The sequence below is a fragment of the Aeromonas enteropelogenes genome, from assembly GCF_000819845.1.
In the GTDB taxonomy this organism is placed as follows: Bacteria; Pseudomonadota; Gammaproteobacteria; order Enterobacterales; family Aeromonadaceae; genus Aeromonas; species Aeromonas enteropelogenes.
In genome coordinates this window covers 295,202-308,035 of record NZ_CDCG01000018.1, presented here as the reverse complement: position 1 = coordinate 308,035, position 12,834 = coordinate 295,202, and the positions used below count along the sequence as shown (strand labels likewise).

The window sequence follows — 12,834 nt, the reverse complement described above, 5'->3', positions numbered from 1 at the left end:
TTTTGGGCAGTTAGCCTTGAACCATTAACGCCAGATACTGAAAGGCTTGCACCACTCATTCCCGCTCTTTAGGATCACCCCCAGCTATCGATATGGCCCTTGATGGGCACTCTTTTAAGGAATTCGTACCTTGTCTCTCTCTATCGAGGCGCTGCGCCGCCGTCTATCTGCCTGCATGAACCTCGACGCCCGCCGTCTCTCCAGCCGTCTGCACGGGGCCAAGAAGCTGCCGGAAGCCAAGCAGGCCGCCGTGCTCGAGACCATTGCCGCCGACCTGGATGTGGCCGAGGCGCGCTACCAGTCCCGTCTGGCGGGCGTCCCCAGGGTCACTTATCCCGACAACCTGCCGGTCAGCCAGAAGCAGGCGGAGATCGCCAAGGCGATCCAAGATCATCAAGTAGTGATCATCGCCGGGGAAACCGGCTCGGGCAAAACCACCCAGATCCCCAAGATCTGCCTGGCGCTTGGGCGCGGGGTGAAAGGTTTTATCGGCCACACCCAGCCGCGCCGTCTGGCGGCCCGCACCGTGGCGGCGCGCATCGCCGAGGAGATGGAGTCCGAGCTCGGTCACTACGTGGGCTACAAGGTGCGCTTTACCGATCAGGTGAGCGAGCAGACCCACATCAAGCTGATGACCGACGGTATCCTGCTGGCCGAGATCCAGAATGATCGGATGCTGACCCAGTACGACACCATCATCATCGACGAGGCCCACGAGCGCAGCCTCAACATCGACTTCATCCTGGGTTACTTGAAGCAACTGCTGCCGAGGCGCCCCGACCTCAAGGTCATCATCACTTCGGCCACCATAGACCCGCAGCGTTTCTCCCGCCACTTCAACAAGGCGCCGGTGATCGAGGTCTCCGGCCGCACCTACCCGGTAGAAGTACGCTACCGCCCCCTCGTCAGTGACAAGAGCGAGGGGCTGGAGGAGCGCGACGAACTGCAGGGGATCTTCGATGCAGTCGAAGAGCTGGCCCGCGAAGGGTTGGGGGACATCCTCATCTTCATGAACGGCGAGCGGGAGATCCGTGATACCGCCGATGCCCTGCGCAAGCTCAACCTGCGCGACACCGAGGTGCTGCCGCTCTACGCCCGCCTCTCCAATGCCGAGCAGAACAAGGTGTTCCAGCCCCACGCCGGACGGCGCATTGTGCTCGCCACCAACGTGGCGGAGACCTCTCTCACCGTGCCTGGTATTCGTTACGTGATCGATCCGGGTACCGCCCGTATCAGCCGCTACTCCTGGCGCACCAAGGTGCAGCGCCTGCCCATCGAGCCGGTCTCCCAGGCCAGCGCCAACCAGCGTAAAGGCCGCTGCGGCCGGGTGGCGGACGGTATCTGTATCCGCCTCTACTCCGAGGAGGATTTCAACGGCCGCTCGGCCTTTACCGATCCCGAGATCCTGCGCACCAACCTGGCTTCCGTCATCCTGCAGATGCTGGCACTCGGCCTTGGCAACATGGAGGCCTTCCCCTTCGTCGAGCCGCCGGAGTCGCGCCATATCAAGGACGGTTTGACCCTCTTGAAAGAGCTGGAGGCGGTGCGCGAGCTGCCTGCCACGGGCGATCGTGAGGCAAAATTGCAGCTGACCGAGACCGGTCGCCAGCTCTCGCGTATCCCCCTTGATCCCCGTCTGGCGAAGATGGTGAGCAGCGCCGCGCAAACAGGCTGTCTGAGCGAGGTGATGGTGATCACCGCCGCCCTCAGCATTCAGGATCCCCGCGAGCGGCCCATGGAGAAAAAGCAGGCCGCCGACGAGCAGCACAGACGCTTTGAAGACAAGGATTCCGACTTCCTCGCCTTCGTCAATCTGTGGAACTACCTGAAAGAGCAGCAGGATGCCCTTGGCAGCAATCCGTTCCGCCGCATGTGCCAGAAGGAGTTTCTCTCCTACCTGCGGGTGCGTGAGTGGCAGGACATTCACTTCCAGCTGCGCCAGACGGTGAAAGAGTTGGGTTTTAAAGCCAACCAGGAGCCGGCGGATTTCAAGACGGTGCACTGCGCCCTGCTAACGGGCCTGCTCAGCCATATTGGCAACAAGGATCTGGAGAAGCCGGAGTTTCTCGGCGCCCGCAATGGCCGCTTCCATCTGTTCCCGGCCTCGGGTTTGTTCAAGAAGCCGCCCAAGTGGGTGATGGCCGCCGAGCTGGTGGAGACCTCGCGCCTCTACGCCCGCATCAACGCCAGGATTGAACCCGAGTGGGTGGAGCCGCTGGCGGGCCACCTCATCAAGCTGCACCACAGCGATCCCCACTGGTCGAAGAAAAACGGCGCCGTCATGGCCAAGGAGAAGGTGACCCTCTACGGCCTGACCCTGGTTGCCGAGCGCACCATCAACTTCAGCCGCATCGATCCGGCCCTGTGCCGCGAGCTGTTTATCCGCCGCGCCCTGGTGGAGGGGGATTTCGAGACTCGCCATCGTTTCTTCAGTGACAACCGCAAGCTGCTGGCGGAGGTGGAGGCGCTGGAGCACAAGTCGCGTCGTCGCGACATCCTAGTGGATGACGAGGATCTGTTCCGCTTCTACGATGCCCGCCTGCCGGAAGAAATTATCTCTGCCCGTCACTTTGACAAGTGGTGGAAGGAGGCGCAGAAGCAGGATCCCGAGCTGCTCAACTTCGAAAAAGAGATGCTGATGAAGGGGGACACGGCCCACATCAGCGATCTCGACTACCCCAACTTCTGGCAGCAGGGGCGCCTCAAGCTCAAATTGACTTACCAGTTCGAACCGGGGGAGGCCGCCGATGGCGTGACCCTGCATATCCCGTTGCCCCTGCTCAACCAGGTGGAGGTGAAGGGGTTCGAGTGGCTTATCCCGGGACTTCGTCACGAGCTCTTGGTGGCCCTCATCAAGTCGATGCCAAAGCCGATGCGCAAGAACTTCGTACCGGCGCCGAACTATGCCGATGCCCTGCTTGCCAGCATCAATCCCGAGCAGGGGCCGCTGCTGGACGAGATGGAGCGCCAGCTGCGTCGCATGACCGGCGTGGCCGTGCCCCGTGAATCCTGGGACTGGGCTGCGGTACCCGATCACCTGAAACTCACCTTCCGGGTGGTGGACGACAAGCACAAGAAGGTGGCGGAAGGCAAAGACCTGGAGGCATTGAAAGAGTCCCTGCGCGGCAAGGTGCAGGAGACCCTGTCGCAAGTGGCGGACGATGACATCGAGCAGTCCGGCCTCACCCTGTGGAGCTTTGGCGAGCTGCCGAAGGAGTACAGCCAAAAGCGCAGCGGTTTCGAGGTGAAGGCCTATCCGGCGTTAGTGGATCAGAAGGATTCGGTGGCCATCCAGCTGGTGGAGAGCCCGGCGGTGCAGCAGCAGCTGATGTGGGCAGGCCAGCGCCGGCTGGTGCTGCTCAATGTGCCATCTCCCATCAAGTACCTGCAGGAGAAGTTGCCCAACAAGGCCAAGCTGGGGCTCTATTTCAACCCCTTTGGCAAGGTAGCGGAGCTGATCGATGACTGCATCGCTTGCGGCTGCGACAAGCTGATTGAGCAGCACGGCGGCATGGCCTGGGATGAAGCCGGTTTCGAGGCGCTCAAGGAGTATGTCCGCGCCGAGCTCAACGATGCGGTGGTGGAAGTGGCCAAACAGGTGGAAGCCGTGCTGACCCTCTCCCATGAGATCAAGAAACGGCTCAAGGGCAAGATGCAGCTCGACACCGCCTTTGCCATGTCCGACATCCAGCAGCAGCTCGGCAACCTCATTCACAAGGGGTTCGTGACCGAGACCGGCTGGCAGCGGCTGCCGGACCTCTTGCGCTACCTGCGCGCCATCGAGCGGCGCCTTGAGAAGCTGGCCATCGATCCCAACCGGGATCGGGTCTACATGCTCAAGGTGCACAGCGTGGAGTCGGAGTACAAGGCGCTGCTGGCCAAGATCCCGAAATCCCAACTGGTGCCCACCGAGGTGGCCAACATCCGCTGGATGATCGAGGAACTGCGGGTGTCGTTCTTTGCCCAGAATCTGGGGACCCCCTATCCGGTCTCCGATAAACGGGTGCTAAACGCCATCGCCCAGTGCTAAGCTGCTATTTGTCTGAATTAACAAGATGATATGTGTCGTTGACAAGGGGAGGGGCAGGATTGGCCGCCCCGTTGCCAAACCAGACTGGGAGGCAGGATGCTGGGGATCTGGTTGAGTGTGGCGCAGGTGGTGATCAGCGGTTACCAGCCTATTGCCGAACAAACTTGGGTACAGTTGAACCCGGAATATTATCCGCTGGGGCGCACGCCCCCCGCCATGTTCGTGGCCTGGCATGGCAACCAGTTTCCACCGCTGGCGCAAAGGCAGAAAAACGGGCGCTGGCAGATCCTCTTTCCTGCCAGGCTGGTACCACCGTTCGATCTGTTCGAAGGGGAGGCCGAACTCTCCAAGGCCTATCTGGCGAGGCTCAGGCGCATCGACGAAATGGCCTACGGGGTTGCCCCCAATCAGGGCGTGACCACGGCGCCTGCGACCACCCTGGTAGCTGCGTCACCGCGTGAGGATGATGCCCTGGTTCCCTTTATCGCCGAGTTCCGCATGCCGGAGCTGGCGCGCAATGAACGGGCGCTGCGCGGGCGGGACGAGGGGGCTGAGCCTCTGCTGGCACAACTGGGGATGAACGTCCGGACGATGGCAGGAGCCGGCATGGTGTTGGCCGAAGGGATGTCACCGCCCTCCTATCAATACGATGTCGAACCGGCGGCTGGGGATGGGCGGGCTCTGTGTCACAGGGTGGCTGCCGGTGAGACCCTGTGGCGTATCGCCAATCAGCTCGCCAATCGCATCGGGGCGGACACTTACAGCTACCTGTTGGCGCTGGCGGCGGACAATCGCTCCCGACTGAGCAACGGCATTCGGGTCAAGACTGGGGATGCGCTCTATTGCCCCCGCGCCGAGACGTTGGCGCAGTTTGATGCCCTGAGCCCGGGCCAGCGTCAGCAACAGTTTGCCAGGCTGGAGCAGGGCAATTAAATAGAGAAGTACGCGCCTTGTATCCGATATTGGCCCGTGGTAGTATTCGCGCTCGTTTTGCGAGGTGCTGACCGGTCGCAGTCAACACCATACATTCATCTAAAAGAGATACTTACTATGTCTTTCGTATTCCAAGCTGAAGTCCGTTCTGACCTGGGGAAAGGTGCGAGCCGCCGCCTGCGTCATGCTGACCAAGTTCCTGCCATCGTTTACGGCGCAGGTAAAGAAGCTCAGTCCATCACTGTTGACCACAAGAAATTCATCCTGGCCCAAGAAAAGCCGGAATTCTATGAGTCTGTACTGACTCTGGTGATCAACGGCGAAGAAGTTAACGTAAAAGTGAAAGCTATCCAGCGTCACCCGGTACGTTACAAGCTGGTTCACCTGGACTTCGTTCGCGTTTAATCGCTAACTGTCCGGTTGAAGAAAAAGCCACTCTCAGGAGTGGCTTTTTGCTATCCGGGGTTCCCCGGTTGGCACTTGCCAGTGCGCGTTCAGGATAAATCCCTTTTTATTTCATCTGGTTCAGCGCCTGCTGGCAGCGCTGCTCGGCGGCCTCCAGCTCCAGCAGCACGACCCGGATGTCTTCCATCTGCTGCTGCAAGGTTTCCCTTCTCTCCGCCACCAGTTCTAGCATGGTCTGTAACTGGGTCCGGCTGCTCTTGTCGGCATCATAGAGATCAAACAGTTCGCGGATCTCAGCCAGGCTGAACCCCAGCCGTTTACCGCGTAGAGTGAGTTTGAGGCGCACCCTGTCCTGTTTGCTGTAGATACGGGTCTGCCCCTCTCTGGCTGGGTTAAGCAAGCCCTGATCTTCATAGAAGCGGATACTGCGAGTCGTTACATCAAATTCCCGGGCCAGCTCACTGATGCTGTAACGCCGGCTCTCATCCTTGGTTTTATTCATATGGCTATCTTGGCAAACGATCCTGAGGGCACCTTACCTAAACGTAAACTGCACTGCAACTCTTGTTCCATGGCGCCAGAGCACATATGTTAGGACCATCCAACAAGGAGAGAGCAGCAAATGGATATTGCAATCGTAGCGGCAAAACGAACGCCCATGGGAGCCTTTCAAGGGGCATTGGCAGAGGTGTCAGCCCCGGGGCTGGGGGCTTGTGCCATTCAGGCGGCCCTGGTGCAGAGTGGCTTGTCCCCGGATCAGGTCGATGAGGTGTATCTTGGCAATGTGCTCGGGGCCGGTGTCGGCCAGGCGCCGGCGAGGCAGGCGACGCTCAAGGCCGGTCTGCCTCTTGCGGTCCCCGCCACGACCATCAACAAGGTGTGTGGCTCCGGCATGAAGGCGGTGATGCTGGCCGCAGACAGCATCCGGCTCGGGGATAACCAGGTCGTGGTGGCCGGCGGCATGGAGAGCATGAGCCGTGCCCCCTATCTGCTGGACAAAGCGCGCAGCGGCTTTCGCATGGGACATCAAACCGTGCTCGATCACCTGTTCCTCGACGGGCTGCAGGATGCCTATGATGGCCAGTTGATGGGGATCCACGCCCAACACAGCGCCGATCAGGCGGGGCTGACCCGGGTGGCCATGGATGAATTTGCCCTTGCCTCGCTGCAACGGGCGCGTCAGGCCCAGCAGGAGGGGCTCTTTGCCGCCGAGCTGGCTCCCGTCTATCGGGGCGAGCAGTTGTTGCTTGCCGAAGACGAGCAGCCCGGTAAGGGGCGACCTGACAAGATCCCCACGCTCAAGCCGGCCTTCGGCAAGGAGGGAACCATCACGGCAGCCAACGCCAGTTCCATTTCCGATGGGGCCGCCGCCTTGATCCTGATGGCGCCCGAGCTGGCGCAAACGCACAAGATCCCGGTGCTGGCCAGGATCGTGGGTTATCAGAGCCATGCCGCGTTGCCGGCGGAGTTTACCTCGGCACCCATCGGTGCCATCTCTCGTCTGCTGGCCAAACTCGACTGGTCGGTGGAGGAGGTCGACCTGTTCGAGATCAACGAGGCCTTCGCCATGGTCACCATGCTGGCGATGGCCGGATGCAATATTCCCCATCACAAGGTCAATGTGCACGGTGGCGCCTGCGCCCTGGGTCACCCGCTGGGAGCGAGTGGCGCCCGTGTGCTGGTGACCCTGATCGCAGCACTTCGCCAACGGGGTTTGCGACGCGGGGTGGCTGCGCTCTGTATCGGGGGCGGGGAGGCGACCGCGATGGCGGTCGAGATCGACTAGTCGGTTGCCGTCATCGCCTGGAACTGTTCGTTGACCCAGGTGGTGGCGGCCAGATAGAGGTGGCTGATCCTGTCTTCGCTCAGCCCCAGCCTGGCCGTTCTGGCTGCGACCTGTGCCCAGTTGGCGCTTTCGTACTCTTCACAAAATGCGAGGTAGAAACCCAGGTCGCCCTTGCGCTCCAGCAGGGCCAACCGGATTTCTTCGGCGAGCGGAATGGTACCCAGCAGCGTGTCCATCGGTTGTTCCATCAGCACATCCAGCAGCGAGAAGAGGCCGGTGATGAAGGCTTGCGGCTCCTGCTGGGCGGGAGCATGGACATGGGCAAGCAATTCGCAGAAACGTGCCCGGATCAGGGACATCTGATAGAGCTCGGCACTCTTGCCTTTACCTGCGCTGGTGGCGGCGACTAGGGAGACAAAGCGCTTTAGCTGGGTGTTGCCAAGGTAGATGGCCGCCTGGCGAAAGGAAGAGATGGGATTGGTACGCCCCTTGAGATGATTGACATAACGCAGCAACTTGAGGGAGAGGGCCACGTCCTGACTCAGCAGCTGTTCAATCCGGTTGATGTCGGGCTCTGCCTGATTGACCACGTTGAGCAGCTGCATGACCACTACCTGGGTCGGCTCCATGGTCGCCTGCTTGACCAGTTCGGGGCGGCTGAAGAAAAACCCCTGAAACAGTTGGATGCCCAGTTTCTTCATCCGTTCGAATTCGGCCTTGTCCTCCACCTTTTCCGCCAGATAGGTGAGGTTGAGGCTTTTGTGACGTTGAATGAACACCTTGATCTGGAACAGGGAGGTGGCCCTGAGATCAAATTTGATGATGTGGATAAAGGGAAGGAAACGCTCCCACTCCGGCGACAGGGTGAAGTCATCCAGTGCCAGCTGGTAGCCCTGTGTATGCAGCTGTTTGACCTTCTCCAGCAGAGCATCATCCGGCGCCGCATCTTCCAGAATTTCAATCACCACCTTGTCGGGAGGGAGGCATTCCGCCAGACCATCCAGCAACAGGGAGTGAGGGAAGTTGATGAAGCAGGGTCGGCCTCCCAGCAATTGATCGATGTTTTGCTGCAAAAATTGCTCCACCACCAGGCGTGATGTGGCCTGCTGGGAGGAGATGCTGGGGAAGACATTGTTCAGGCTATCGCGAAAGAGCAATTCATAGGCATGGGTATTGAGATCCTTGTCGAGGATCGGCTGTCTAGCTACGTAGGAATACATGCCTGGCTCCGATATGGGTACTGGCTTGATTCTATGGTGTAGCGCGGCACTATGCCAGTATTGACCCGGCTCGCTGAGTCAATGACTGGCATAGTGTTTGTTTGCAAGAAGAACGAGTTAGAAGAGATAGCTCAGCTGGGCACCGGCCAGCCAGGCATCCCCTTCCGAAGTGCCGTCAAAATTGGACTGGTAGTGGGCCGGGATGCCGTTGGGCAGGCGAACCGGTTGCGTGAAGGATTCATGTACCCCCACTTTTTTGCCATCGATCAGGGTGACGCCCACATCGACCGAGAGCGCTTTGCTGTACTGATATCCCATCCCCAGGCTGTACCAGATGCGATCCGAGTCGGGGATGGAAATGGTGCGGTTGGCCGCAGGGACCGGACTCTCATCGTAGGCAATGCCTGAGCGCAGTTGCCACTTGGGCGCCACTTGATAGGTCATGCCGATCGCATAGCGCCAGCTGTCCTGCCAGTTTTCATCTTTGATGTGCATCGGCCCCTGATGATCCAGGTTGGCATCCAGACCGACAAACTTGCTCCAGTTAGTCCAGTTGACGCTGCCATGGAGCGCGAGCTTGTCTGTGAGCTGCTGGAAGAGGGCAAGTTCGGCGGTGGCAGGCAGTGGCAGTACCAGATTGCCAGTATCTTTGAACGTCTGTCCCTGGCCATCGACCCCGACGGCATCCCCCTTGAGCTTGAGATCGACCCCGTTGCGATAGGTGAGACCGATACGGGTCTGCTCGCTTGGGGTGAGCAGCACACCGATATTCCAGCCCAGCTCGTTCCCAGTGCCTTCGAGATGCTTGGCGATCTTGTCCTGGTGGGGGAAGGTGCCACCTACTTCTCCCTCGCCACGAATAATGGAAAGTCCCATGCCCGCGGAGAATAAGGGGGTGAACTGATAGGCCAGGGCCGTGCCGAGCTCGACCGTCTTGATATCGGACACATTGCCAAAGTGGCCGGCGCTGTACCCTTTGGGCATCTCGATCCCGAGCCCGTATTGGGAGGAGAGGGAAAGCCCTAGGCTGAGTCGTTCATTCAGGGGGGTGACGACATAGAGGTTGGGCACCCAGGCATCGCCCGCCACGTCGCTGGCGTCGGCGGACTTGTTGCCGGTGGGCAGGCTACCCACTGGGGTCACGAACTTATCGCTCACACGCCCCTCGATATCGACCTGGGGGCGAATATAGATGAAGCCGCCGGAGAAGGCGGTCTGTTTGAAGCGGGTAATGGCACCCGGGTTGCGGCCCAATACGGAGGCGTTGTCGGCAATGGCGGCTTCACCGGCAAATGCGCGGCCGAGGCCGGTGGCAGATTGCTCGGCCAGCTGGAATCCGGCGGCATGGGTTTGACCCGCGATCACCAACAGGGCGATGGCGGACGGTTTGATGATGGATTGCATGACAAAATCCTTGGGTATGAACCGAATGTTCAGTAGGCCATATGAATGGAGGCAGGATTTTATATGGTATGACCAGTAAGGCAACCACGGAGGCACACAGAGGATGAAAACGGGATTAAATACTGGGAGAAAGCACTCTAATAGTTTGATTAAAAAAGAAAAGTGAACATGTGTGTGCTACAGCTGTACGCCGAGAAGCAGATGTTGCATAAAAAAAGAGCGCCTTGCGGCGCTCTTTTATGTTGCTCAACAATCAGAACTTCATGTTGAACTGGGCAGATGCCAGGAAGGCGTTGCCGTGGGAGGTACCTTGCCAGCGAGGGTTGTTGACAGTGCCACTGTGGGTGACCAAACCTTCGTTAACATCAACTTCTTTCCCGTCCAGATAGGCCATGCCGAAGTCGACGCTCATATCCGGGTTGATGTGGTAGGTAGCACCGGCGCTGTACCAGACACGGTCAGAGTCAGGGATGCTCAGGCTGCGGTATTCAGGTTCGATCGGGCTGTTGTCGTAGGCGAAGCCCAGACGCGCTTCCCAAGCCGGGTTGATATACCAGGTACCGCCGATGGAGTAACGAGTGGAGTCCTTGAACTTCTCGTCTTTTTGCAGGCAGACACCGCCAGCACACTGGTTGCTGGTGGCTTTCAGCTCTTGGAAGGCGCTCCAGTCGGTCCAGTTGACGGAGTAGTGAACGGCAAACTGTTGGTTAAGGCGGTGGTAGCCGGCGAACTCGGCCTGTGCCGGCAGATCCAGCTTCAGGTTGCCGTCAACAGTCTTGTAATTAGAGCTGGTACCATTGAAATCGCCATCAAAGCTGAGATCGACCTGGGAACGATAAGTCAGTGCGAAACGATGGTCATCGTTGACTTCATAAAGGGCGCCTACGTTCCAGCCAAAACCCCATGTGTCACCTTTAAGTCCCGCAATTTTGGTGTCGGCGGAGTGTACTTTCCCTGTTTTTTGAGACAAAACAGGTGCCAGTACACCGGCATAGCGGTTCAGCTCGGCTTCTGCATACACGGCATTGATGCCGGCACCAATGCTGAACTGCTCGTTGATGCGGTAGGCGATATTCGGGTTGATATTGAGGGTCAACAGCTCGGTATCACCGGCACCGGAACCCGCGGCAAAGTTCTTCTCATATTCGGTAGAGAGGCCGTAGTTGGAGAAGAGGCCGATACCCCAGGCCCACTGATCATTCAGTGGCTGAATGAAGTAGGAGGCCGGAACAAAAGCGGCGGGCGCGATATTTGATTCAGAGGCGCTACGGTTGAAGTAGTTGGGAACCGACGTGCCAGTTGGCAAAGTCAAATTGCCGGAGGTTTGCCCCTCTACATCCACATCCGGCTTGATATAGGTGCCGGAGACGGAAACGGCCATCTTGTCGAAGGTGGTCATGGCTGCCGGGTTGCGGGCCAGCACGGCGGCGTTGTCGGCAATGGCCGCTTCACCGGCATAGGCACGGCCCAGACCGGAGGCGGAGTGCTCGTTCAGCTGGAACGCAGCAGCATGAACCTGGCTGGTGGCCAGGGCAATAGTGGCTGCAATCAGGCTCTTCTTGAAAACTGTTGTGGTCATGGTGTTCTCTCTTGTAGGCAGATTTTTTTGCCGATACTTGGCTGCATGTTCACTGCAGACCTCGACAAAATCCGTTGTTATTTCAGCTTCTTCCCAATCAATGCTGGCGTGATTCTATGGATCTGGTAGGAGGTAAGAAATCAGACCAGTGACAGCAGAATACATAAAAGTGACCAAGGTGTTAATCATTTGTTTTATTTGGCTGTTTAATTCATCAATTTCGGGGGTGGGAGGCCATTTTTAGAGCAAATTAACCGATCTGGCTCACAAAAATATTTTTTTGAAAAATGGGATAACGTGCGACATCTGGCGGAAAAAGAGGGGGGAACTTGAGTTGAACAGGCAGCTGGGCGAGCCAGACTGCCTGTGAATATGGGGATCGACCGGTTTTGTTAAATGGACCAGTGCAGACGTGACTCCAGTGTGTCGGCAACTGGCGCAAGGGGCTCTTGCATGTCACCAATCAGCACCATGTTGGCACCCCGCAGCGGCACTATTTCACCCTTGAGGGTGCCATCCTCAAAGTTGGGTTGCAGGGTCAAGGGCACGTGTTTGGGTACCAGAAACAGGGTGACCGGTCCCATCTTGCCCTGGATCACCATGTGCAGCGCGGGCCCCTGATAAAAAGAGCAATGGTTGACATAGGTCACCTTGAGCCCGTCCATCCCGCTTAAGGTGGCGCCATATTTCTCCATCTTGGCGTTGATGTTTTGCAGGTTGACCCGCTCGTCGACTCCCTTGATAAAAGGTGCTTCCCCATAGACATGGGCCATCGCCACCTGGGCGAGGGACTGGGTCGTGGCCGGAGCCTGGGGCAGGGTTATCCAGCGTGTGCTGAGCCCAAGCAGGAAGGCGACGGAGGCGGCCATGGCCAGATGGCGCCAATTGGTCCTGGCAGTACCTGATGTTGCCGTGGGCAGGTTCCCCACGGGATGAGCCGGTTGCCGGGCCTCATCTTCTTCTCGCAGCAAGGCCTGTTTTAGCAGGATCCGCTGGGCGAGTCCGGCTGGGACGTCGACCTCCATGGCCTGATGGAGCGAACGATCGAGCCGCTTCATCTCGTCCAGATATTGGCGATTGGCCGGATTGGCATTGGCCGCCTCGAGAAAATCCGGCTGCTGATCATGGGGCTGGATCATGGCGTTGCGGCGAAATTCGAGTTCATCCATGTCCGTGTCCTCTTGCTGGTTTCTTCTGTTCCATCGCCTCTTTGATCTGGTTGCGGGCTCGAAACAATCTGGTCATGACGGTGTTTTTGTTGAGGCCGAGCATCTCGGCAATTTCGTCACCACTGAATCCCCCCATCACTTGCAGCAGCAGGGGTTCCTGGTACTCCTCGGGCAGGCGGCCGATATGGCGGCGCAGCCACTCGTGTTCCATCTCCTGTTCGCTAGGCAGGGCATCCGGGTGACTTTGGGGATGTTCATCCAGATCCACAAGATCGAACTGTTTACGCTCGAAACGGCGGGCGTTCTCC

At 58.7% G+C, this 12,834-nt stretch carries 10 protein-coding genes; 4 read left to right on the top strand and 6 right to left on the bottom strand.

Going from position 1 to position 12,834, the window contains the following annotated elements; genetic code table 11:
* Positions 1-130 precede the first annotated feature (130 nt).
* The 3 genes from hrpA (at position 131) to rplY (ending at position 5,368) form a co-directional block, all read left to right on the top strand.
* Positions 131-4,030 carry an ATP-dependent RNA helicase HrpA gene (gene hrpA / locus BN1123_RS08135; RefSeq protein ID WP_042026321.1) on the top strand — a complete coding sequence of 1,300 codons (3,900 nt, stop codon included), beginning with the start codon at positions 131-133 and terminating at the stop codon, positions 4,028-4,030.
* A gap of 96 nt (positions 4,031-4,126) precedes the next feature.
* The gene (locus BN1123_RS08130; RefSeq protein WP_042026320.1) at positions 4,127-4,963 is read left to right on the top strand and encodes a hypothetical protein; all 837 of its coding nucleotides are present in this window, start codon (positions 4,127-4,129) and stop codon (positions 4,961-4,963) included.
* Between the two features lie 117 nt (positions 4,964-5,080).
* On the top strand, positions 5,081-5,368 hold the full coding sequence (rplY, locus tag BN1123_RS08125) for a 50S ribosomal protein L25 (protein WP_024945378.1): 288 nt from the start codon (positions 5,081-5,083) through the stop codon (positions 5,366-5,368).
* Between the two features lie 106 nt (positions 5,369-5,474).
* Here the strand turns inward: rplY and BN1123_RS08120 are convergent, their stop codons facing one another.
* Positions 5,475-5,870 carry a MerR family transcriptional regulator gene (locus tag BN1123_RS08120; protein WP_042026319.1) on the bottom strand — a complete coding sequence of 132 codons (396 nt, stop codon included), beginning with the start codon at positions 5,868-5,870 and terminating at the stop codon, positions 5,475-5,477.
* 120 nt (positions 5,871-5,990) lie between these two features.
* Here BN1123_RS08120 and BN1123_RS08115 point away from each other — a divergent pair, with 120 nt between their 5' ends.
* Positions 5,991-7,154: a thiolase family protein gene (locus BN1123_RS08115; protein WP_042026318.1), complete on the top strand. Its 1,164-nt coding sequence runs from the start codon at positions 5,991-5,993 to the stop codon at positions 7,152-7,154.
* Here the strand turns inward: BN1123_RS08115 and BN1123_RS08110 are convergent.
* The 5 genes from BN1123_RS08110 to BN1123_RS20815 form a co-directional block, all read right to left on the bottom strand.
* On the bottom strand, positions 7,151-8,374 hold the full coding sequence (locus tag BN1123_RS08110; protein WP_042026317.1) for an EAL and HDOD domain-containing protein: 1,224 nt from the start codon (positions 8,372-8,374) through the stop codon (positions 7,151-7,153). The two genes, BN1123_RS08115 and BN1123_RS08110, sit on opposite strands and share 4 nt — an antisense overlap.
* A 117-nt stretch (positions 8,375-8,491) precedes the next feature.
* Complete coding sequence (locus BN1123_RS08105; protein WP_042026316.1) at positions 8,492-9,778, bottom strand: outer membrane protein transport protein; 1,287 nt, start codon at positions 9,776-9,778, stop codon at positions 8,492-8,494.
* Positions 9,779-10,031: 253 nt separating this feature from the next.
* Positions 10,032-11,357 carry an outer membrane protein transport protein gene (locus tag BN1123_RS08100; RefSeq protein ID WP_042026315.1) on the bottom strand — a complete coding sequence of 442 codons (1,326 nt, stop codon included), beginning with the start codon at positions 11,355-11,357 and terminating at the stop codon, positions 10,032-10,034.
* Between the two features lie 392 nt (positions 11,358-11,749).
* On the bottom strand, positions 11,750-12,526 hold the full coding sequence (locus BN1123_RS08095; RefSeq protein ID WP_042026314.1) for a DUF3379 domain-containing protein: 777 nt from the start codon (positions 12,524-12,526) through the stop codon (positions 11,750-11,752).
* Positions 12,519-12,834 (bottom strand): sigma factor-like helix-turn-helix DNA-binding protein (locus BN1123_RS20815; protein WP_235620511.1); only part of this gene is annotated, 316 nt, incomplete at its 5' end. The genes BN1123_RS08095 and BN1123_RS20815, both read right to left, overlap by 8 nt.